The sequence below is a fragment of the Pseudomonas chlororaphis subsp. aurantiaca genome (genome assembly GCF_013466605.1).
GTDB classification, from domain to species: Bacteria; Pseudomonadota; Gammaproteobacteria; order Pseudomonadales; family Pseudomonadaceae; genus Aquipseudomonas; species Aquipseudomonas chlororaphis_I.
In genome coordinates this window covers 2,372,194-2,392,425 of record NZ_CP059162.1, presented here as the reverse complement: position 1 = coordinate 2,392,425, position 20,232 = coordinate 2,372,194, and the positions used below count along the sequence as shown (strand labels likewise).

At 65.9% G+C, this 20,232-nt stretch carries 20 protein-coding genes; 11 read left to right on the top strand and 9 right to left on the bottom strand.

Annotation, left to right across the window (positions count from 1 at the left end; genetic code table 11):
• Positions 1-29: 29 nt before the first annotated feature.
• From H0I86_RS11200 to H0I86_RS11190, 3 genes are all read right to left on the bottom strand, one after another.
• Positions 30-1,142, bottom strand: coding sequence for a succinylglutamate desuccinylase/aspartoacylase family protein (locus H0I86_RS11200; protein ID WP_180925043.1), 1,113 nt, complete (start codon positions 1,140-1,142; stop codon positions 30-32).
• Between the two features lie 340 nt (positions 1,143-1,482).
• Positions 1,483-2,262, bottom strand: coding sequence for an L-arginine-binding protein AotJ (gene aotJ, locus H0I86_RS11195; protein ID WP_180925042.1), 780 nt, complete (start codon positions 2,260-2,262; stop codon positions 1,483-1,485).
• A gap of 385 nt (positions 2,263-2,647) precedes the next feature.
• The gene (locus H0I86_RS11190) at positions 2,648-3,082 is read right to left on the bottom strand and encodes a rhodanese-like domain-containing protein (protein WP_180925041.1); all 435 of its coding nucleotides are present in this window, start codon (positions 3,080-3,082) and stop codon (positions 2,648-2,650) included.
• A 101-nt stretch (positions 3,083-3,183) separates the two neighbouring features.
• On the opposite strand from H0I86_RS11190, the gene ftrA reads away from it, so the two are divergent.
• Positions 3,184-4,161, top strand: coding sequence for a transcriptional regulator FtrA (ftrA, locus tag H0I86_RS11185; protein ID WP_180925040.1), 978 nt, complete (start codon positions 3,184-3,186; stop codon positions 4,159-4,161).
• Between the two features lie 80 nt (positions 4,162-4,241).
• Here ftrA and cobF read toward each other — a convergent pair whose 3' ends face one another.
• The 3 genes from cobF to H0I86_RS11170 all read right to left on the bottom strand — a co-directional run bounded on the left by cobF (position 4,242) and on the right by H0I86_RS11170 (position 6,300).
• The gene (cobF, locus tag H0I86_RS11180) at positions 4,242-5,006 is read right to left on the bottom strand and encodes a precorrin-6A synthase (deacetylating) (protein WP_180925039.1); all 765 of its coding nucleotides are present in this window, start codon (positions 5,004-5,006) and stop codon (positions 4,242-4,244) included.
• A 72-nt stretch (positions 5,007-5,078) separates the two neighbouring features.
• Positions 5,079-5,642 carry a histidine phosphatase family protein gene (locus tag H0I86_RS11175; RefSeq protein WP_180925038.1) on the bottom strand — a complete coding sequence of 188 codons (564 nt, stop codon included), beginning with the start codon at positions 5,640-5,642 and terminating at the stop codon, positions 5,079-5,081.
• Between the two features lie 94 nt (positions 5,643-5,736).
• Positions 5,737-6,300, bottom strand: coding sequence for a DUF4865 family protein (locus tag H0I86_RS11170; RefSeq protein ID WP_180925037.1), 564 nt, complete (start codon positions 6,298-6,300; stop codon positions 5,737-5,739).
• A 94-nt stretch (positions 6,301-6,394) separates the two neighbouring features.
• On the opposite strand from H0I86_RS11170, the gene H0I86_RS11165 reads away from it, so the two are divergent.
• The 8 genes from H0I86_RS11165 to aruG all read left to right on the top strand — a co-directional run bounded on the left by H0I86_RS11165 (position 6,395) and on the right by aruG (position 14,851).
• A complete protein-coding gene (locus H0I86_RS11165; RefSeq protein WP_180925036.1) occupies positions 6,395-7,261 on the top strand; it encodes a LysR family transcriptional regulator in 867 nt (288 codons plus the stop codon).
• A gap of 170 nt (positions 7,262-7,431) precedes the next feature.
• Positions 7,432-8,286: a MurR/RpiR family transcriptional regulator gene (locus H0I86_RS11160; protein ID WP_180925035.1), complete on the top strand. Its 855-nt coding sequence runs from the start codon at positions 7,432-7,434 to the stop codon at positions 8,284-8,286.
• A gap of 2 nt (positions 8,287-8,288) precedes the next feature.
• Positions 8,289-8,933, top strand: coding sequence for a cysteine hydrolase family protein (locus H0I86_RS11155; RefSeq protein ID WP_081362122.1), 645 nt, complete (start codon positions 8,289-8,291; stop codon positions 8,931-8,933).
• Positions 8,930-10,276 carry a type I glutamate--ammonia ligase gene (locus H0I86_RS11150; protein ID WP_180925034.1) on the top strand — a complete coding sequence of 449 codons (1,347 nt, stop codon included), beginning with the start codon at positions 8,930-8,932 and terminating at the stop codon, positions 10,274-10,276. The genes H0I86_RS11155 and H0I86_RS11150 overlap by 4 nt, the downstream gene beginning before the upstream one ends.
• Positions 10,260-11,012 carry an N-formylglutamate amidohydrolase gene (locus H0I86_RS11145; protein WP_180925033.1) on the top strand — a complete coding sequence of 251 codons (753 nt, stop codon included), beginning with the start codon at positions 10,260-10,262 and terminating at the stop codon, positions 11,010-11,012. The genes H0I86_RS11150 and H0I86_RS11145 overlap by 17 nt, the downstream gene beginning before the upstream one ends.
• Positions 11,013-11,206: 194 nt before the next feature.
• A complete protein-coding gene (locus H0I86_RS11140) occupies positions 11,207-12,550 on the top strand; it encodes an APC family permease (RefSeq protein WP_180925032.1) in 1,344 nt (447 codons plus the stop codon).
• Between the two features lie 191 nt (positions 12,551-12,741).
• The gene (astA, locus tag H0I86_RS11135; RefSeq protein WP_180925031.1) at positions 12,742-13,758 is read left to right on the top strand and encodes an arginine N-succinyltransferase; all 1,017 of its coding nucleotides are present in this window, start codon (positions 12,742-12,744) and stop codon (positions 13,756-13,758) included.
• A gap of 58 nt (positions 13,759-13,816) precedes the next feature.
• Positions 13,817-14,851, top strand: a complete 1,035-nt coding sequence (gene aruG, locus H0I86_RS11130; RefSeq protein ID WP_180925030.1) for an arginine N-succinyltransferase — start codon at positions 13,817-13,819, stop codon at positions 14,849-14,851.
• Between the two features lie 65 nt (positions 14,852-14,916).
• On the opposite strand, the gene H0I86_RS11125 is transcribed toward aruG, so the two are convergent.
• From H0I86_RS11125 to H0I86_RS11115, 3 genes are all read right to left on the bottom strand, one after another.
• Positions 14,917-15,315: a carboxymuconolactone decarboxylase family protein gene (locus H0I86_RS11125; RefSeq protein WP_180925029.1), complete on the bottom strand. Its 399-nt coding sequence runs from the start codon at positions 15,313-15,315 to the stop codon at positions 14,917-14,919.
• A gap of 270 nt (positions 15,316-15,585) precedes the next feature.
• Positions 15,586-16,830 (bottom strand): M20/M25/M40 family metallo-hydrolase, encoded by a 1,245-nt coding sequence (locus tag H0I86_RS11120; RefSeq protein ID WP_180925028.1) that lies wholly within the window; start codon positions 16,828-16,830, stop codon positions 15,586-15,588.
• A gap of 89 nt (positions 16,831-16,919) precedes the next feature.
• Positions 16,920-18,044 (bottom strand): diguanylate cyclase, encoded by a 1,125-nt coding sequence (locus H0I86_RS11115; RefSeq protein WP_180925027.1) that lies wholly within the window; start codon positions 18,042-18,044, stop codon positions 16,920-16,922.
• Between the two features lie 264 nt (positions 18,045-18,308).
• Between H0I86_RS11115 and hglS the strand changes: the two genes are divergently transcribed.
• Complete coding sequence (hglS, locus tag H0I86_RS11110) at positions 18,309-19,703, top strand: 2-oxoadipate dioxygenase/decarboxylase HglS (RefSeq protein ID WP_180925026.1); 1,395 nt, start codon at positions 18,309-18,311, stop codon at positions 19,701-19,703.
• Positions 19,704-19,937: 234 nt separating this feature from the next.
• Positions 19,938-20,231 carry a type II toxin-antitoxin system RelE/ParE family toxin gene (locus H0I86_RS11105; RefSeq protein ID WP_180925025.1) on the top strand — a complete coding sequence of 98 codons (294 nt, stop codon included), beginning with the start codon at positions 19,938-19,940 and terminating at the stop codon, positions 20,229-20,231.
• Position 20,232 lies beyond the last annotated feature (1 nt).

The window sequence follows — 20,232 nt, the reverse complement described above, 5'->3', positions numbered from 1 at the left end:
ACCCTCGACCGTCATCGGCGGCAAGCGCCTCAATCGTTGGTCAGCTTGCCGCTGCGGATCGGCTCGCGGCCGGCAACCTTGGCCTGCCAGATGCCCGGCTCGGTGTAGCGGCCGCGGTCCAGGGCGAACAGCACGCCGCTGGTGGCGGCGCGCACCACGGTGACGATGTCGTTCAGCGGGTCGACCACCTCGAAGATCGCATCGCCCCGCTCCACCCACTCACCGGCCTCGCGCAGGAAGCTGACCACCCCATGGTGCGGGGCGAACAGGTATTGGGTGCCTTCGAACGGCATGCCCTCGCAACAGGCGTCCGGGGTGGCCGGCCATTGGCCGTCGATAAACCCTTGCTCGGCGAGAAACCCCAGGATCGCTTCGCAGTTGGCCTGGGCCTGTTCGACCCGGGTGTCGCCCATGCTGCCCAGCTCCAGGGTGGTGGCGAGGTTGGCCGCTGGAATCGCCGCCCGCGGGAAGTCGCGGGCCAGGCGCAGCCAGGGCGTGGAGCAGGATTCGTCGAACGAGCTGCCGCCGGAGTCTTCGCAAAGCAGCGCCACCCCGGCCTTCAGCCGCGCGGCCAGGGACTGCCACTGCGGCCAGTGCCGGGGCAACGCGTACAGATGGATCGCCGCCTCGAAATCGCAGTGCAGGTCGAGGGTGATGTCGGCGTCGCAGGCATGGCGCAGCAGCAGGCGTTGCAGGGCCTGGAGTTGCGAAGCCGGGGCCGGCAGGCGGTCGAGGACTTCGCCCATGGTCTGGCGGATCAAGGCGACGTTGGTCGCCGCATCGCTGCCCAGGCGGTCACCGATCAGGTCGCCCACCGGGCCGCTGAGTTCGACGAAGGCGCGGTTGAAATTCTTCCCGCTGCCGCTTTCAAAACGCCCCAGGTGGCTGCTTTGCAAGTGCTGGTCGAGGCCGATGGGGTTGGCCACCGGCACCAGCTCGATCACGCCCTTGAGCTGCCCCTGGGCTTCCAGTTCGCTCAGGCGTTTTTTCAGTTCCCAGGCGGTGCGCATGCCCGGCAGTTCGTCGGCGTGCAGGCTGGCCTGGATATAGACCTTGCGGCTGTCGCTGCCAAAACGGAACACGCTGAGCTGGCGCTGGGTGCCCAGGTGGCTCCAGGGCAAGGAATGGTCGATGCGTTGCATGAAGGGCTCCGGAAGAAAAATGGAGTTCGGCGGGGGCCGTAGCCTGAGGCATTTGCGTGGCCGTGAAAAGGTCGTCGTCCGCTGCCAGTTGATGCGAGCTTCTGTAGCCGCTGCCGCAGGCTGCGCCAAGGTCCGCAGGACCTTCAGCGATCTTGAGGGCGTCACGGCCGTACTCCGAATGCGGCCCAGACCGATCGCAGCCTGCGGCAGCGGCTACAGGGGATCGCCCTGCTCCTCGACAATGCTGCATCCAGGCGCTCCATTGCCCAAACCGGCACAACAACGCCAACAAAAAAGGCGGCGCCGTCTTCACGGTAGCCGCCTTTTTCAGCTCAGCGAATTACTCGCCGTAGACGTCGAACTTGAAGTACTTGTCCTGCACGGCCTTGTACTTGCCGTTGGCGCGGATTTCAGTGATGGCGGTGTTGAATTTCTCGGCCAGGGCGGTATCGCCCTTGCGCACGGCGATGCCGGCACCGCCACCGAAGTATTTCGGATCGTTGTACTCGGGACCGACGAAGGTGAAGCCCTTGCCGGCGTCGGTTTTCAGGAAGCCGTCGTCGAGGTTGACCGAGTCGGCCAGCAGCGCGTCGATGCGGCCGGACACCATGTCCAGGTTGGCTTCCTGCTGGGAGCCGTAACGCACCAGGTTGATCCCGGCCGGCACCAGCACTTCGGTAGCGAAACGGTCATGGGTGCTGGCGCGCAGCACCCCGACTTTCTTGCCCTTGAGTTCGGTCAGCGGGTCCTTGACCTCGGTGCCTTCCTTCATCACGAAGCGCGCCGGGGTGTGGTAGTACTTGATGGTGAAGTCGACGTTTTTCTTACGGTCGTCGGTGATGGTCATGGACGACAGGATGGCGTCGATCTTGCGCACCTTCAGCGCCGGGATCAGGCCGTCGAACTCCTGCTCGACCCAGGTACATTTGACTTTCATCTGCTCGCACAGCGCATCGCCGATATCCACGTCGAAGCCGGTGAGCTTGCCGTCGGGGGTCTTCATCGAGAATGGCGGGTAGCCGGCTTCGATACCGATGCGGATCGGCTTGGCATCGTCAGCCACGGCGGTCAGGGACAGCATGGACAGTGCCAGGGCACCGAACATCACAAGCTTCTTCATTTATAACTCCCGTAGACGGAGGCTCTTATTGGCAGAAAGGTTCGATTGGGGGAAATCGAAGTGGCCAGCAGTCTAGAGCGGCGCCCGGGAGGCAAATTGTGTTTATGCGACAAATACTTATATAAAATCCACGCCCGCATTCAGGCGTCGGGCGAGCCGCCCCGCGGTGGTGCAATGGCGCCGGAAATGCCTTCTATCCCTGCACTTTCCCGGGTTTCCGCGCCTGTATTGCGACCCACAAGTCGCGCTGCAAACGCCCTGGGCGGCGTCATTCCTCCTATCAGACAGGCCTCTCCAACAGCCACAAGCACAATACCTGCAGCCGCTGGCGAAGCCTGCGCCAGGCCCGCAGGGCCTCCAGCGTTTAGAAACCCCGCGAAAACACCTAACAAGCACACTCCACCACCGCACTCGCCGGCCGCTCGGGCTCCACACTGAGCTTGAAGCCCTCGTCCAGCCAGCCGGTCACGCCACCGATCATTTCCTTGACCGGGTAGCCCAGGGCCGCCAGCCGGACCGCGGCCTTGTTGGCGCCGTTGCAGTGCGGGCCGGCGCAATAGACCACGAACAGGGTGTCCCGGGGGTAGCCCGCCAGGCGCTCGGCGTTGATCAGGCGCCCGGGCAGGTTGATCGCCCCCGGCACATGGCCGCGCTCGAACGCCAGGGGGCCACGCACGTCCAGCAGGACGAAGTCGACCTCCCCGGCTTCCTGGCTGCCGAAGACATCGGAGCAGTCGGTCTCGAAGCTCAGGCGGTTGGAGAAATGCATCAGGGCGATGGCCGAGGGGGCGGCGGGAATGTCACGAACCAGGCTGGTCATTGCAGCGTCTCCAGAACAACAGTGGGTGTGACAGGACTTTATCGACCCGGCCGACGCCGCTACAGTGGCGCACAAGACACTGACTGGTAACTTCCCGCCAAATGCACAATGCCCCCGGTTTAGTCGCGATCCTGGCCTACAACGGCCTCTGCACCTTCGAGTTCGGTATCGCCGTGGAAATCTTCGGTCTGGCCCGCCCGGAGTTCGATTTCCCCTGGTACGAACACCGCATAGTCGCCGTCGAGCCCGGGCCGCTGCGGGCCATGGGCGGTATCCAGGTGCTGGCCGATGGCAGCATGGAGCTGCTGGAACAGGCGCGGACCATTGTCATCCCCGGCTGGCGCAACCGCAACGAGCCGCTGCCGCCCGGGCTGAGCGAGGCTTTGGTGCGCGCCCATGAACGCGGCGCGCGGCTGCTGTCGATCTGCTCCGGGGTGTTCGCCCTGGCGGCCACCGGGCTGCTGGACGGCCGCGGCGCCACCACTCACTGGCAATACACCGATGAACTGGCCGAGCGTTTTCCCGCCATCCTGGTGGACCCGGACGTGCTCTATGTCGATTCGGGGCAGATCATCACCTCGGCGGGCAGCGCCGCCGGGATCGATGCCTGTCTGCACCTGGTCAGCCGCGACTTCGGCACCCACGTCACCAACTCGGTGGCGCGGCGCCTGGTGATGTCGCCGCAGCGCACCGGCGGCCAGGCGCAGTTCATTCCCACGCCGGTCAGCCGCACGCCGCGCAACGACCTGTCGCGGGTCATGCAATGGGCCCGCGAACGCCTGCATGAACCGCTGGAAGTCCGGGACCTGGCCAGCCAGGCGTTGATGAGCGAGCGCACCTTCCTGCGGCGCTTCAACCAGGCCACCGGCGTCTCGCCCAAGGCCTGGCTGCAGCACGAACGCCTGGCCCGGGCGCGAGAGTTGCTGGAGAGCGGCAGCGAGCACACCGAAACCATCGCCCTGCGCTGCGGCTACCGTTCGGTGGAGAGTTTTCGCGTGGCCTTTCGCAGCGTGGTGGGCCTGCCGCCGTCGGCGTATCGCGAACGGTTCGGGCGTAGGGAGAAGGTGGTTGCCAAGTGAGGCGGTGACTGGGAGGACGTTATCGCGGGCAAGTCGGATCGCCGCCCGCTCGCTCCTACAGAAGCATGTCCCAGCCCTCCTCAATCCTCCGGCTTGCGCAACAGATAGGTGTCCATGATCCAGCCATTGGCCTGCCGCGCTGCCTTGCGCACCTGCTGGATCTGCCCGGCGACATCCTTGAGCCGGCCGGCGATCAGGATTTCCTGCGGAGTGCCGAGGTAGGCCCCCCAGTAGATCTCGAAATTCTGGTCCGCAACCTGGCGATAGGAATCCTCGGCATCGAGCATCACCACCAGGCTGTCGGCATCGCTCACCTGCCCCGCCGCCAGCCGCCGGCCGGTGGTGATCTCGACCGAGCGGCCGATGCGGTTCAACGGCACCTTGTGCTGCGCCGCCAGGGCCTGGACGCTGGTGATACCGGGGATCACCTCGAACTCGAACGCACAGCGGCCGCTGGCCAGGATCGCCTGCAGGATGCGAATGGTGCTGTCGTACAGCGCCGGATCGCCCCAGGCCAGGAAGGCGCCGGTTTCGCCGTCCGCCAGTTCCTCGTCGATCAGGCGCTCGAAGGTGCGCTGCTTGTCGCGGTTCAGCTCGGCGACGCTGGCCCGGTAATCCACCTCGGCACCGCGCAGCCGCTCCGGGCTTTGCGCTTCGACAAACCGGTAGCCGGGCTGCTCGATGTAGCGCTCGCAGATTTCCCGGCGCAGGTCGATCAGCGCGTCCTTGCTCTGGCCCTTGTCCATCAGGAAGAACACATCGGTGCGATTGAGCGCCTTGACCGCCTGCAGGGTGATGTAGTCGGGGTTGCCGGCGCCGATGCCGATGATCAGGAGGGTTTTCATGGAAGAAATCTCGGAGTCGATACTGCGGTCGAGTATGGCCGGCTTGGCGGGTGGCGTCACAGGGCGGCTGCGTCAATCACGCCGGTCCAGGCGCAACCTCCAGCGGCCATTGAAGCGCAGTTCGACCTGGGCCAGCGGCTCGACATCGATGGCGTTGAAACTGGCCAGCGGGCACTGCATGGCGTGCAACAGCGCCGCGCGGATGACCAGCGGATGGGTCACCGCCAGCACATGCCCGGGCTGCTCGCTCAGCGCCGCCAGCCACGCCGCGACCCGCTCGCACAGCTGCGCCACCGACTCGCCGCCATGGGGCGCCGAGTGGTTGTCGGCCAGCCAGGTTTGCAGCGCCTCGGGCTGCTCACGGTGCAGATACTCAATGGACAGGCCCTGCCAGTGCCCCATGTCACAGTCGCGCAGCGCCGGCACCGTCTCCACGGCGGGGCCATACAAGGCAGCGGTCTGCCGCGCCCGTTGCTCAGGAGCGCTGAGCAGGCGCGGCGGACGCTTGAACGCCCCGGCCCGCGAGCCCGCCAGCGCCTGCCAGTCCATCTCCAGCGGCTCATCCAGCGGAAAACGCGCCAGCTTCTGGGCGACGGTTCGGGCATGGCAGATCAGGGTCAAGCGGGTGGCCGGCACGGGGAATCTCTCGACGTTGAATGGACGCAGTGGGCAATGTGGCTGCGTTTGTATCATTTGTCGCCGGGGGATTCCCAACTTGTCGCCGCCAGACTTAAGCGCTGGCGAGCCCCGGCCGGGCCAGGTACAGCACCTCGTAGCGCTCGGCGCCGCGTGTGCGGTCGGGCGCGCTGGCCGAAAGGGTGAAGCGCACCAGTTCCCAGGCCTGCAGGTCGAGGGCGACGAACACGGCGAAGGTGTCCGGGTCATCGGCCAGCCGCTGGTTGTGTTCGACCAGCTCGGCCAGCAACCTGGCGCGGTCCGCCAGCGGATCGATCGCCAGATGCTCGCGGTACAGGGTCCGTGCCTGGCCGCCGGGGCCGCGACGCCAGTCCAGGGGCAGCCAGGACTCGATCTGCGGACGGCCGAAGGAGTCGATCACGCTGTCGAAACCGCTGCCCATGAGAAACCGCGCGGCGCCCGCCGGATCGGCCCAGAGGTAGATCGAGGCGTACAGGTTATGCCGCGCGCCGTGCACGCCCCGCTCCTGCCCGGCGAAGACCTTGAACAGCAAACCGTCGACCTCGTCCCACAAGGGCCCGCGATCCGCGGCGCGATGGCGGATCACGCCCATGTCGTAATCGGTGGGCAGGCGGTGCGAATACTGTTTGGCCAACATGGCGATGCTCCTGTGCGTGAAGGTGTTGCCAGCTTGCGCAGGGCCAGCCATTACAACAAGATATCGGCAAATATATCTGCGATAAGTATCCGATATGAGCGAACCCCTCAGGCCGCTGGACATCGACACCGTGCACGCCTTCGTGCTGATCGCCGACTTCGGCAGCTTCACCCGCGCCGCCCAGGCGCTGGACACCTCCCAGGCCGCCATCAGCCTCAAGCTCAAGCGCCTGGAGGAACGCCTCGGCTATCGCCTGCTGGAGCGTACGCCGCGGCATGTGCGCCTGACCCCGGTCGGCGAGCAGTTCATGCAGGCCGCCCGCGACCTGCTGCGTGCCCATGAGCGGGCCCTGGGCGACATGCAGGCGGCGCCGGCGCGGCGGCTGGTCATCGGTATCAGCGACCACGTGGCCGGCGCGGAACTGCCGCAGCTGCTGAGCCGCATCGCCGCCTACGATCCGTTGCTGATCATCGAGGTGCGCATCGCCTCCTCCCGGGACCTGACGGCGGCCTTCGACCGCGAGGAACTGGACGCAGTCATCGTGCGCAACGAAGGCGCGCGCCAGGACGGTGAGGTGCTGGTGGTCGAGCGCTTCGGCTGGTTTGCCGCGCCGGCCTGGCAGCAGGCGCCGGGCACCCCGCTACGGCTGGCGACCATGGCCGCGCCCTGTGGCGTGCGGCATATCGCCGTGCGCGTGCTGGACGAGGCTGGCATTCCCTGGACCGAAGTCTTTATCGGTGGTGGCGTGATGGCCGTCTGCGCCGCGGTCAGCGCCGGGCTCGGGGTGGCGGCGCTGGCCCATCGGGTGGCGCCGGCCGGCGCGGTGGAGGTTGGCGAACGCCTCGGCCTGCCGCTGTTGCCGGTCAGCGAAATCGTCCTGCTCGCGCGGCCCACCGACGCCCGCTCCGAGGAAACCCTGCGCGCCCTGAGCGTGGCCTTTCGCGGCACCCTGCCGCGCTGACGCCGCGCCCCAAAAAACTTCGAGCAGCCGATAAACCGGGGCTTTTGCGCCCCCTTTTGGGGCGTTCGCGGGCGCTTCCATTTTTCACTAGACATGTAGCGTAAATTACATAAATACTGTTTTCACTTTCAGTGAAACAAAAACGACATTCCACTCGCGAAGGCGTTTTTATGCCGTCTCTCAGAGACCAGATCACCGACCCGGCCCTCGACCTCACGCCTTCGGAGCGCAAGGTCATCCGTGCCCTGCTCGACCATTACCCGCGCAACGGCCTGGGGCCCATGTCGCGGCTGGCCGAACACGCCGGCGTCAGCGACCCGACCATCGTGCGGCTGGTGAAAAAACTCGGCTTCGGCGGTTATGCGCAGTTCCAGGAAGCGCTGCTCAGCGACATGGACGATCGCCTGCGTTCGCCCAGCACCTTGTTGCAACCACGGGCCCATGTGCCCCAGGACGACGCCTGGAGCCATTACCTGCAAGGCAGCCTGCGCAGCCTGGAACAGACCCAGGCCCTGACCCAGCCCGAAGACGTGCGCATCCTGGTCGACTGGCTGCTGGACAGCCGGCACGCGCTGTACTGCTACGGCGGGCGCTTCAGCAACTTTCTCGCCAGCTACCTGCTCAATCACCTGCGCCTGATGCGCCCCGGCTGCATGGCCCTGGACGACAATGCGCAACTGCCCGACCGCCTGTATGACGTGCAGCGCCAGGACATCGTGCTGCTGTTCGACTACCGCCGCTACCAGAGCCAGGCCCTGCGCGTGGCCAGCGCGGCCAAGGCGCGGCACGCGCGGGTGGTGCTGTTCACCGACATCTACGCCTCGCCCCTGCGGGAGCTGGCGGACCTGATCATCAGCGCCCCGGTGGAGTCGGCCTCGGCCTTCGACACCCTGGTGCCGGCCCTGGCCCAGGTCGAGGCGCTGGTCGCCAGCCTGAGCCTGCGCAGCACCGACCTGGACCGACGCCTGGAAGGCATCGACGCCCTGCGCAACGAATTCGCCACTCACCTGCTGGAGGACAAATAAGGATGGTCTGCCTTCCCCATCACTCGCCCCGCGACCTGCCATTCACCCTCGATCACACCGCCCTGCTGCTGGTGGACATGCAACGGGCCTGGCTCGATCCGCAGCTCGACCCGCATTTGCAGGTGCCGGACGCCGAGTACTTCATCAAGCGCACCCGTGAGCAGGTGATTCCCAACCAGCAGAAGCTCCTGGCGGCCATGCGTGGCGCCCGGCAGAACGTGCTGCACACCATTATCGAAAGCCTGACCGCCGATGGCCGCGACCGCTCGCTGGACCACAAGCTGTCGGACATGCACCTGCCCAAGGGCAGCCCGCAGGCGGCGATCATCGAGCCACTCGCGGCGCAGGAGAACGAAATCGTCCTGCCCAAGACCTCCTCCGGGGTCTTCAACTCGACCAACATCGACTACGTGCTGCGCAACCTGCAGACCCGCCACCTGATCGTCGCCGGCATCGTCACCGACCAGTGCGTCGACATGGCGGTGCGCGACGCCGCCGACCGCGGTTACCTGGTGACCCTGGTGGAAGACGCCTGCGCCACCTACACCGACGCCCGGCACCAGGCCTGCCTGAATGCGATCAAGGGCTACTGCTGGATCACCGACACCCGGACCGTGCTCGGCCGCCTGCGGGAGATGCAGGCATGAGCCGGAACAACGAGCTGTTGACCCCGGTGGCCATGACCACCCTGCTCACCACCGACCTGATCGGCGTCAGCCGTGGCCGCTCGTTCCCCAGCGACGAACTGGACAGCTACACCAGCGCCGGCTGCGGCTGGGTTCCGGCCAACAGCGCGCTGACCCCGCAGGACATCATTGCCGAGCCCAATCCCTGGGGCGCCCGTGGCGACCTGCGACTGATCCCCGACCTGGCCAGCCGGGTCCAGGTCGGCAACGGCCCGGACGCCAGCGCCTCGCCGCTGGACTTTATCCACGCCGACATCTGCGAGACCGACGGCCAGCCCTGGGCCGCCTGCCCGCGCACCCTGCTGCGCAACGAGGTGCAGCGCTACGCCAGCGAGCTGGGGCTGCAGATCACCGCCGCCTTCGAGCACGAATTCAACCTGCACAGCGCCACCGCGCAACCGGAGCGCCTGGCCTTCTCCCTGCAAGCCCAGCGCCAGGGCGCGGACTTCGGTGGCTGGCTGCTCAGCGCCTTGCGCGCCGCGGGCGTCGAGCCGGAAATGTTCCTGCCCGAATACGGCAAGCACCAGTACGAAATCACCTGCCGCCCGACCCAGGGCGTGGCCGCCGCCGACCGCGCGGTGAACGTGCGCGAAATCACCCGCGAGATCGCCCGGCAACTCGGCCATGGCCTGAGCTTCGCGCCCAAGACCGCGGAGCACGCGGTGTGCAACGGCGTGCACCTGCACCTGAGCCTGCAGGACCTGGATGGCACGCCGGTGCTGTATGAGGAAGGACGGGCCAACAGCCTGTCGTCCCTCGGCCAATTCTGGGCGGCCGGGGTGCTCAAGTACCTGCCGGCGCTCTGCGCCTTTACCGCGCCGACACCGATTTCCTACGCGCGCTTGCAGCCCCATCACTGGAGCGCCTCCTATGCCTGCCTGGGCCAGCGCAACCGCGAAGCTTCGCTGCGCATCTGCCCCACCGTGAGCATCGGCGGCAAGCCCGTGGCGCCGCAGTACAACCTGGAATTTCGCGCGCTGGACGCCACCGCCTCGCCGCACCTGGCCATGGCCGCGGTGCTGATCGCCGGGCGCCTGGGCATCGAACAGAAGTTGCCACTGCGCGCCGTGACCGACGAAGTGCCGGACGAACTGAACGCAGAGCAACGTCAGGACCGCGGCATCGTCGCCCTTCCGGCCTCGTTGCCGCAGGCGCTGGATTGCCTGCGCAACTGCCCGGAACTGCTGCAAGCACTGCCAGCCCCGCTGCTGGAAACCTATTTCGCCGTCAAACACCAGGAAGTGAAACTGACCGAGCACCTGACCCCTGCCCAACTCTGTGAGCACTATGCACACCTGTACTGAAACCGCTGAACTGGGGCTGTACACCCGACCGGCCTACCGGCTGCTGCGGGAAGACTCCGCGCACCCGCTGATCCTCGTCTGCGAACACGCCAGCCGTTATATCCCGGCGGCGCTCAACGACCTCGGCCTGGACCCGGAAGCGGCGCGCGAACATATCGCCTGGGACCCCGGCGCCCTGGAGCTGGCGGAAAACCTGTCGCAGACCCTCGGCGCCACCCTGCTGACGGCCAATTATTCGCGGCTGCTGATCGACCTCAACCGCCCGTGCCAGGCCCACGACAGCATTCCGTTGCAGAGCGAGATCTACCAGATCCCGGGCAACCAGTACCTCGACGAAGCCACCCGCGAGTACCGCCGCAAGCAGTTGTTCAGGCCCTTCCATGCGCGCCTGAGCGGGCTGATCGACGCGCGCCTGGCCGCCGGCCGACCGGTGCGGGTGGTGGGCATCCACAGTTTTACCCCGCTGTACTACGGCCAGCGCCGCACGCTGGAGATGGGCGTCCTGTTCGATCGCGCCGAGGGTTACGCCCGGCGCCTGCTGGCAGGCATGTCGGTCCACGACGTGAAGATCGCCGGCAACGAACCGTACAAGATCGACGCCCTGGGCGACATGACCGTGCCGGCCCACGGCGATGCCCGCGGGCTGGATTCGGTATTGATCGAGGTGCGCAACGACCTGCTGCGCACCCCGCAGGCCATACAGTGCTGGACGGATTATCTGGCACCGCTGTTGTAGAAAAGGCTGTGAACCAGGATAGAGCTGTCGTTGTAAAAAAGCTGTTTGCTGTACCGGTACAACAACTATAAAAACCGCCGTGGCGTGTCTTTAAACCTGCCAGGTTCAAATACATTGCCTGCCGCTATCAGGTCGTCCATCGACATCAGCGACAGGTATCCGCCCCCCCTTTGGCTGACAAGGAGAACCTCTTCATGGAGATTGAAGAATTCGGCTACAAACAGGAACTCAAGCGCGGCCTGACGCTGCGCGACCTGGTGGTCTACGGGATGATTTTCATGATCCCCATCGCCCCGTTCGGGGTCTATGGCTATGTGAACCAGGAAGCACCGGGCATGGTGCCGCTGGCCTACATCATCGGCATGCTGGCGATGCTCTTCACGGCCCTCAGCTACGGTAGCATGGCCCGCGCCTTTCCCATCGCCGGCTCGGTCTACTCCTACGCCCAGCGCGGGCTCAACCCCCATGTCGGCTTCATCGCCGGCTGGCTGATGCTGCTCGACTACCTGCTGATCCCGCCGCTGCTGTATGTCTACGCGGCCATGGCGCTGAACCACCTGTACCCGGACATTCCCAAGGTCGGCTTCATCCTCGCGTTCCTGGTCAGCGCCACCTTCGTCAACCTGCGCGGCATCACCTTCACCGCGCGGATGAATATCGTATTTCTCCTGGCGCAGCTGGTGGTGCTGGGGATCTTCCTGTTCTACGCCTGGAACGCCCTGCATGGCGGCACCGGTAACGGCCAGCTGACCCTGGCGCCGCTGTACAGCCCGGAGAATTTCCACTTCGGCATGCTGATGCAGGGCGTGTCGATCGCCGTGCTGTCGTTCCTTGGTTTCGATGCCATCTCCACCCTGGCCGAAGAGATCAAGAGCGAGCCGGGCAAGAGCGTCGGCCGCGCCGCGCTGATCACCCTGCTGGTGATGGGCGCGATCTTCGTGGCGCAGACCTGGATCGCCACCGACCTGGCCGCCGGCATGGGCTTCAAGTCGGCCGACACGGCCTTCTACGAGATCGCCGAAATCGCCGGCGGCAGCTGGCTGGCGACCCTGACCGCGGTGGCCACTGCACTGGCCTGGGGCGTGGCGGTGGCCATCACCTCGCAAGCGGCGGTGTCGCGCCTGCTGTTCGGCATGGCCCGCGACGGCAAGCTGCCGAAGATCCTGGCCAAGGTCCACCCCAGGCACAACACGCCGCATGTCAGCATCTACCTGGTGGCGGTGCTGTCGCTGCTGATCTGCTACCTGTTCATCAACTCGGTGGACACCCTCACCTCCCTGGTGAACTTCGGCGCCCTCAGCGGTTTCATGCTGCTGCACCTGACCGTGATCAATCACTACTGGCGCCGCAACAAGTCGGCCCAGGTGCTGCGTCATCTGATTTGTCCGGTGATCGGCTTCCTAATTGTCTGCGCGATCATGTACAACATGGGGGTCGATGCGCAGAAACTCGGTTGCATCTGGATCGCCATCGGCCTGGTCTACCTGTTTTTCCTCAACAGGCTGGGCGCCAATACGGCGCTGGCCGATCCACTTTAATCAACACCCCCGGCCGCCGCGGCACCATGAAGGTGCTCCGGCGAATCCGAGCGGGCGCCGACAGGTGCCTGCGTGCCACCGCCCGCCGTCGCGGGCCGTGGCAGTAATGCGTGGAAACCGACAGTGATTGTCAGGTTCGGCGCCCAGGTCTCGCGGCCAGGCGTCGATCATTTTGATACAGGAGTACATCCATGCTGGTCTTACGCCCAGTTGCGCCAGACGATTTGCCGGAGTTGCAACGGCTGGCCCGTGAAAGCCTGGTGGGGGTGACGTCCCTGCCGGACGATCGACAGCACCTGCTGGACAAGATTCTCGACTCTTGCGCCTCCTTCGCCGCCAACGTGCAGGCGCCGGGGCCGGAGAACTATTTTTTTGTCCTGCACGACCCGGCCCGCGGCCAGTTGCGCGGTTGCTCGGAAATCCTCGCCATGGCCGGGTTTTCCGCGCCCTTCTACAGCCTGCGCAACCGGCCTTTCGTCAGCAGCTCGCGGGAGCTGAACGTGCAGCATGGCGTGCCGACCCTGTCGCTGTGCCAGGACCTGAGCAACCACAGCCTGCTGCGCGGCTTTCATATCGACCCGGACCTGGTCGGCACGCCCATGGCGGAGCTGCTCTCCAGGGCCCGCCTGCTGTTTATCGCCGCCCATGGCGCGCGCTTCGCCGACACCAGCATCACCGAGATCGTCGGCTACAGCAGCGACGACGGCCACTCGCCGTTCTGGGATGCCCTGGGCAAGCACTTCTTCGACCTGCCCTATGTCGAGGCCGAGCGCCTGTGCGGCCTGCAAAGCCGCAGCTTCCTCGCCGACCTGATGCCGCAATACCCGATCTACATCCCGATGCTGCCCAAAGCGGCCCAGGACTGCATCGGCCAGGTTCACCCGCAGGGTCGCGAGGCCTACGAGATCCTGCTGCGCGAGGGGTTCGAAGCCAACCACTATGTCGACCTGTTCGACGGTGGCCCGACGCTGTACGCCCGCCACAACGGCGTTCGCTCCATCCGCCACAGCCTGATCGCCAACGCCTGCCCGGGCCCGCAGAGCGGCAGCGGCCGGGCCTGGCTGGCGAGCAACGAGCGGCTGGGACAATACCGGGCGGCCCTGGTGCACCTGGACGAAGCGCCGGGGGACCTGGTCAACCTGAACCCGGAAACCTTCCACGCCCTGCAACTGCAAACCGGCGACCCGGTACGGCTGGTCGCCCTATGAAGAATCCCGGACACGTTTGCATTCGCCGCCGCAACAGGTGCGCAGAAGGAGCTGCATCATGATCGTTCGCCCGGTACGCATGACTGACTTGCCCGCGCTGATGGCCCTGGCCCAGCGCGCGGGCCTGGGGCTCACCACTCTGCCAGCCAACCAGGAGCGCCTGACCCATCGGATTCGCTGGGCCCAGCGGACCTTTGCCGAGCAGGTGGAACGGGCCGACGCCGACTACCTGTTCGTGCTCGAAGACGACGACCAGCAAGTGGTCGGCATCAGCGCCCTGACCGGCGCCGTGGGCCTGCGCGAACCCTGGTACAGCTACCGGGTCGGCATGACCGTCAATTCGGCGCCGAACCTGGGGATCCGGCGGCAGATCCCGACCCTGTTCCTGAACAATGAAATGACCGGCCAATCGGAACTCTGCTCGCTGTTCCTGCGCCCCGACCAGCGCCGTGACACCAACGGCCGCCTGCTGTCCCTGGCGCGCCTGCTGTTCGTCGCCGAGTTCCCGCACCTGTTCGGCGACAAGCTGATCGCCGAGCTGCGCGGCAAGGGCGACGAGAACGGCTGCTCACCCTTCTGGAACAGCCTGGGCCGGCACTTTCTGCAGATGGATTTCGTCCAGGCCGACCACCTGTCCAGCCTCGGCCACAAACCCTTTATCGCCGAACTGCTGCCGCGCCAGCCGCTGTACACCTGCCTGCTCAGCGAACCGGCCCAGGCCGCGATCGGCCAGGCTCACGAAAACGCCGAGGCGGCGCTGGCCATCCTGCGCCACGAAGGGTTTGCCCATCAGGGCCATATCGACATCTTCGACGGCGGGCCGGTGATCGAGGCCGAGCTGGGCAAAGTCCGCGCGGTGCGCGAAAGCCAGGTGCTGCCGCTGCTGGTGGGCACCCCGGACGACGATGCGCCGATCTGGCTGATCCACAACCGCCGCCTGGAAAGCTGCCGCGTCACCAGCGCCCGCGGCCGCCTGGTGTCCGGCTGCCTGCTGGTGGACCGCCTCAGCGCCAAGCGCCTGCAATTGCAACCCGGCGACCTGGTGCGCGCCGTGCCGCTGCTCGCCACCCAGGCCAAGGCAGCGGCGGCCTGAAAGCCTGATGACGGCGCTGGCCGATACGAGCAGCGCCGAGGGCCGCATCCCTGTGGGTCACAGACTCATTCAAGCTTGAACGCATCATCCAGCGGCACCCGGTAGCCGTTGGCCAGGCGATTGGTTTCGTTGGCCATGCCGACCACCGCCTGCAACTCGCCGAACATCGCCTCCGTCATCCCCGCCTTGCGCGCCGCGGCAGTGTGCGAAGCGATGCAATACGGGCAGTTGTTGGTGACGCTGACCGCCACGTAGATCAGCTCCTTGGTCAACGGATCGAGCGCCCCCGGCGCCATGATCTCCTTGAGACTGTCCCAGGTACGCCGCAGGGTCGGCGGATGGGCCGCCAGGCATTTCCAGAAGTTGTTCACCTGGTCGACCTGACGGGTACGCATGATGTCATCGAACACCGCCCGCACTTCGGGGCTGGCATCAAAGTATTCGGTGAGGTGGTTGTTGCTCATTGAAAGCTCCGCGGTGGGGGACGAGGCTTTCGAGTATAGGCAGAGGGATCGGGGGCGCCTGTCGCCACCCCTGTAGCCGCTGCCGAGCCTGCGAGGCTGCAACAGGACCGCAGGTCCTCCAGCGGTCTTGAGATCCTTGCGCCTGCTGCGCAGTCGATCGCAGCCTCGCGGGCTCGGCAGCGGCTACAGGGCTACACGGTTACACGGTTACACGGTTACACGGCTACAGGGTCCGGCCATGCAGACAATGCAGTGCGTCTGTTCCTGCGATCAGTGCTTGGCCGACAGCTCCATGATCATCCGCGCCAGCAGGTAGATGCGCGGCGCCACGCTCTCGACTTCGGCGTATTCCTCGGGGGTGTGGATATTGCCGCCGACGATGCCGAAGCCATCCAGGGTCGGCGTACCGACGCCGGCCGACAGGCTGGAGTCCGCCGCCCCACCGCTGCCCTCGATGGTCAGCTTGCGCCCCAGCTCGCCGTAGATGCCCTGGGCCATGGCCACCAGCGCGTCGGACTGCTCGGTCTGCGGCATCGGCGGCAAACCGCGTTGCAAGGTGGTCTTGACTTCGGTGTCGGCGATCAGCTTGTTGGCCGAAACCCGCGCCAGGTCCTTCTCGATGCGGTCGAACTCCTCCGGCACCGCCGCCCGCACATCCGCCTTGGCGGTGGCCTGGTCGGGAATCACGTTGGTGCGGTCGCCGGCCTTGAGCACGGTGAAGTTGATGGTGGTTTTCTTCGCTTCATCCCCCAGCTTGCCCAGTTGCAGGATCTGGTGCGCCGCTTCCATCGCCGCGTTGCGCCCCAGCTCCGGCGCGACGCCGGCGTGGGCCGCCTTGCCCTTGACCTCGACCAGCGCCGTGGCGCTGCCCTTGCGCCATACCACCAGGCCGTCGGCCGGGCGCCCCGGTTCCAGGTTCAAGGTCACGTCGTGGGCCTTGGCGGTTTTCTTGATCAGCTCGGTGGCAATCTCGGAACCGGTTTCCTCGCTGGCGTCGAGCAGGAAGGTGATCTGTGCGTAGTCCTTGAACTTGAGGTTATCCAGGACCTTCAGCGCATAGATCCCGGCGACGATACCGCCCTTGTCGTCCATCACCCCGGGGCCGTAGGCGCGACCGTCCTGGATGCGGAACGGCCGCTCGGCCGCGGTGCCTTCCTTGAACACCGTGTCCATGTGCGCCATCAGCAGGATCCTGGCCTTGCCGGTGCCCTTGAGGCTGGCCAGCACATGGTTGCCGCCGGCAGCGCCGTTGGGGACTTTTTCGATGCTGGCGCCAAGTTTTTCCAGCTCGGCGATGGCGATGTCGCTCACCTGGTTCAGCCCCGCCTCGTAGCCGGAGCCTGAGTCGATGTTCACCAGGCGCTCCAGCAGTTTCAGGGCATCGCCCTGGTATTGCTGCGCATCGTTCTGCACTTGGGGGTGGGGGGCGGCGCTGGCGTGGGTGGCCAGCAGGCCAAGGGCGAGGGTCAGGCCGATACGGGCGGCCAGCAATGAGCGAGGGGAAGTCTGCGTCATGAATCGGTCCTTGTTTCGTGTCGGAAGCTGCCCACCCTACCTGACAAATTCGCCCCCCTCCATGCTGGCGCAATGCTCTGTGAGCGACCTCACAAGGAGTTCAGCAGGGCCTTTGGCGAGTGGTCGCCGCGGCGACAGCTGACCTTGTTGCGGCCGGTGGTTTTCGCCTCGTACAAGGCCTGGTCGGCATCGTTCAACCAGTCCAAGGCATCGCTGTGGTCCGAAGAATAGGCGGCCAGGCCAATGCTCAGGCTGACCTGCAGGGCCGGGCTCTGCTCATAGCCCAACCCGCCGAAACGGCAACGCAAGGCCTCCATCAGTTCGGCGGCATGCTCCAGCGGCACGTCCGGCAGGATCACGCAGAACTCGTCGCCACCGTAGCGTCCGGCCTGGTCGCTGATCCGCAGGTTCTGCCTGAGCAGCTTGCTCAACTGGCGCAACACGATGTCGCCGGCGACATGGCCGTAGGTGTCGTTGATGGCCTTGAAATGGTCGATATCGATCAGCGCGATGGCGCCGCCCTGGCCCTGGGTCGAGGCCTGGCGCCGGCAGCGCTGGAACTCGATTTCCAGCTGGTCCTTCCAGGCCCCGTGATTGAGCAGGCCCGACAGGCTGTCGGTGCGGCTCAGGGCCAGCAACTCGCGCTTGTGCCGGGACAGGACATTGGCCTGCTGGTAGCAGATAAAACCCAGGGCCAGCGGATACAGGGTCAGCATCGGCAGGCAGGCATAGAGTTGCAGCGCACTGCTCTGGGCCACGAACCCGACGCCGAACAGCAGCAGCCCGACAGCGATCCCCAGCGCTTGCGCCAGGCAACCGGCAAGGAAAAAGGGCACGCCGCCCAGGGCGATATTGTTCATCGCCATCAGCGACAGGGTGGTGGTGGTCGGCAGCGGGTTGAAGTGCATGGCCGCCACCCAGAACCCGCCGAGGAAGGCATCCAACAATAGGTTGCGATGCTCGCCGCGAAACGGCACTGGCGAGCGGCGCGCCCACTGGTACGCCAGGTGCGGCCAGATGAAGGCATTGAACAGCATGAACGCCCAGGCCCAGGGCGGCGGGTGCAGCGGGTACATGCCCGCGGACACGCAAAGGAAACCGAGGGCCAGCCCCAGAATTCGCGTTTTGTACAGCCTCCTGGCCAGTGAAAGTCCCTTTCCTCCATTGTGCGGCGTCAAGGCCAAGTCGCCTCCGTTGAACGGTACGCAAGCCATGGGATGCGGTCGTGTTCAGAAGTCTATCAGCGCAACGGCAAATAGCCATCACCGCTCAGCCCCCCGGAAACCGCTACGGCTCGCCTGGCCGCGAGGGCCCATGCCCGCCCAGGGCAAACCGTGCAGCCGTCCTGCCCGCCTGCATTCATTTGCAGAATGAAGTCCGGAAGAAACTTCGTTTGTCAGCACACCCCGCGCCGACCAGAATCAGGCCCAGCCAACACCGCTACCCTCTTTGTCTCACTACGCCGGGAATCCTTGTTTATGAGCCTGCAGAGCTTCGTCAGCCCAGACCTGATCCGCCAACGTTTTTCACGGGCGATGTCGGACATGTACCGCGAGGAAGTACCGCTGTACGGCGCCCTGATGGAACTGGTGGCCCAGGTCAACGCCGGGGTCCTGGGCAGCGACGAGAGGATCGCCCGCCAGCTGCGCAGCACCGGCGAAATCCAGCGCCTGGACCTGGAACGCCACGGCGCCATTCGCGTCGGCACCGCCACGGAACTGGCGACCCTGGGCCGGCTGTTCGCGGTCATGGGCATGCAGCCGGTGGGTTACTACGACCTCACCCCGGCCGGGGTGCCGGTGCATTCCACGGCCTTTCGCGCGGTGCATGAAAGCGCCCTGCAGGTCTGCCCGTTCCGGGTCTTCACCTCGCTGCTGCGCCTGGAGCTGATCGACAATCCGCAGTTGCGTAGCTTCGCCGAATCGGTGCTGGCGCGCCGAAGCATTTTCACCCCGCGCGCCCTGGCCCTGATCGAGCAGGCCGAAACCCAGGGCGGCCTCGACGATCGCGCCGCCGAGGAATTCGTCGAGCAGGCCCTGGAAACCTTCCGCTGGCACCACAGCGCCACGGTCACGGCCGGGCAGTACCAGCAACTGAGCGCCCAGCACCGGCTGATCGCCGACGTGGTGGCGTTCAAGGGGCCGCATATCAACCACCTGACGCCACGCACCCTGGACATCGACCAGGTGCAAGCGCTGATGCCCGCCCACGGCATCACGCCCAAGGCGGTGATCGAAGGCCCGCCGCGCCGGGAATGCCCGATCCTGCTGCGTCAGACCAGCTTCAAGGCGCTGGAAGAGCCCGTGGCCTTCACCGACCAGCCCGACAGCCGCGGCAGCCACAGCGCGCGCTTCGGCGAGATCGAACAGCGCGGCGCCGCCCTCACCCCCAAAGGCCGGGCGCTGTACGACCAGCTGTTGAACGCCGCCCGCGACGCCCTGGGTGACTTCCCCAACGAAGCCAACGCCCAGCGTTACAACACACTGATGGCCGAGCACTTTCGCGTCTTTCCCGACAACCACGAGGCCATGCGTGAACAGGGCCTGGCGTACTTCCGCTACTTCGTCAGCGACCAGGGCCTGGCCGCGCGCCAGCAGGCGGATCGGCCGACGAGCCTGGAGGCGCTGATCCGCGCCGGGCATGTGCGGGCCGAGCCGCTGGTGTACGAGGACTTCCTGCCGGTCAGCGCCGCCGGGATCTTCCAGTCCAACCTGGGCGACGATGCGCAAAGCCACTACGCCGGTCACTCCAACCGGCAGGCTTTCGAGCGGGCCCTGGGGCGCCCGACCATCGATGAACTGCAGCTGTACGCCGACACCCAACAGCGCTCGCTCCAGGAATGCGCTACGGCACTGAACCTGCCCGCTCTCTGATTTTGCGTCCCACAGCATCAGCCAGAACGGCTGATGCTGGCCCTTTCCGGCAGCCGCCGCAGGGCAATGGCTAAAGGGTGTTTCGCTAGCCCTGGTCGACAACATGCCGATACGAAACAGCCCGCCTCGCCCACTCCCCTCCTGCTTACCTTCCCATGACGTCTTCAGGTGCACCGTCAGTCGCCTGGGGGTCATTACCCCTTTTTATTTTGTCTCTATATGGATACAGTTCTCATGGATTACGAGATCCTGCAGACGACCGTCTTTGCCCAATGGCACACCACACTACGGGACCTGCGCGCCAGGATAGCCATCGCTCGGCGTATCGAGCGGGCTTCGGCGGGCAACCTGGGCGATGTGAAAAACCTCGGTGGCGGCCTCCCGGAAATGTGCGTGAATACAGGCGCCGGCTACCGCCTCTATTTCACGGTTCGCGGCAATACCCTGATCGTCCTGCTGCTGGGTGGCGACAAGTCCAGCCAGCCCGCCGATATCTGCCAGGCCCGTTCCCTGGCCAAGGAGTTCTGAT

Excerpts from the sequence above, each read along its gene's own strand:
- H0I86_RS11200 (WP_180925043.1), bottom strand. The coding sequence starts at position 1,142 with ATGCAACGCATCGACCATTCCTTGCCCTGGAGCCACCTGGGCACCCAG.
- H0I86_RS11190 (WP_180925041.1), bottom strand. The coding sequence starts at position 3,082 with ATGACCAGCCTGGTTCGTGACATTCCCGCCGCCCCCTCGGCCATCGCC.
- H0I86_RS11145 (WP_180925033.1), top strand. The coding sequence starts at position 10,260 with ATGCACACCTGTACTGAAACCGCTGAACTGGGGCTGTACACCCGACCG.
- H0I86_RS11115 (WP_180925027.1), bottom strand. The coding sequence starts at position 18,044 with ATGGCTTGCGTACCGTTCAACGGAGGCGACTTGGCCTTGACGCCGCAC.
- H0I86_RS11155 (WP_081362122.1), top strand. The coding sequence starts at position 8,289 with ATGGTCTGCCTTCCCCATCACTCGCCCCGCGACCTGCCATTCACCCTC.
- H0I86_RS11125 (WP_180925029.1), bottom strand. The coding sequence starts at position 15,315 with ATGAGCAACAACCACCTCACCGAATACTTTGATGCCAGCCCCGAAGTG.
- ftrA (WP_180925040.1), top strand. The coding sequence starts at position 3,184 with ATGCACAATGCCCCCGGTTTAGTCGCGATCCTGGCCTACAACGGCCTC.
- astA (WP_180925031.1), top strand. The coding sequence starts at position 12,742 with ATGCTGGTCTTACGCCCAGTTGCGCCAGACGATTTGCCGGAGTTGCAA.
- H0I86_RS11150 (WP_180925034.1), top strand. The coding sequence starts at position 8,930 with ATGAGCCGGAACAACGAGCTGTTGACCCCGGTGGCCATGACCACCCTG.
- aruG (WP_180925030.1), top strand. The coding sequence starts at position 13,817 with ATGATCGTTCGCCCGGTACGCATGACTGACTTGCCCGCGCTGATGGCC.
- H0I86_RS11105 (WP_180925025.1), top strand. The coding sequence starts at position 19,938 with ATGGATTACGAGATCCTGCAGACGACCGTCTTTGCCCAATGGCACACC.
- aotJ (WP_180925042.1), bottom strand. The coding sequence starts at position 2,262 with ATGAAGAAGCTTGTGATGTTCGGTGCCCTGGCACTGTCCATGCTGTCC.
- hglS (WP_180925026.1), top strand. The coding sequence starts at position 18,309 with ATGAGCCTGCAGAGCTTCGTCAGCCCAGACCTGATCCGCCAACGTTTT.
- H0I86_RS11165 (WP_180925036.1), top strand. The coding sequence starts at position 6,395 with ATGAGCGAACCCCTCAGGCCGCTGGACATCGACACCGTGCACGCCTTC.
- H0I86_RS11170 (WP_180925037.1), bottom strand. The coding sequence starts at position 6,300 with ATGTTGGCCAAACAGTATTCGCACCGCCTGCCCACCGATTACGACATG.
- H0I86_RS11160 (WP_180925035.1), top strand. The coding sequence starts at position 7,432 with ATGCCGTCTCTCAGAGACCAGATCACCGACCCGGCCCTCGACCTCACG.
- H0I86_RS11140 (WP_180925032.1), top strand. The coding sequence starts at position 11,207 with ATGGAGATTGAAGAATTCGGCTACAAACAGGAACTCAAGCGCGGCCTG.
- H0I86_RS11120 (WP_180925028.1), bottom strand. The coding sequence starts at position 16,830 with ATGACGCAGACTTCCCCTCGCTCATTGCTGGCCGCCCGTATCGGCCTG.
- cobF (WP_180925039.1), bottom strand. The coding sequence starts at position 5,006 with ATGAAAACCCTCCTGATCATCGGCATCGGCGCCGGCAACCCCGACTAC.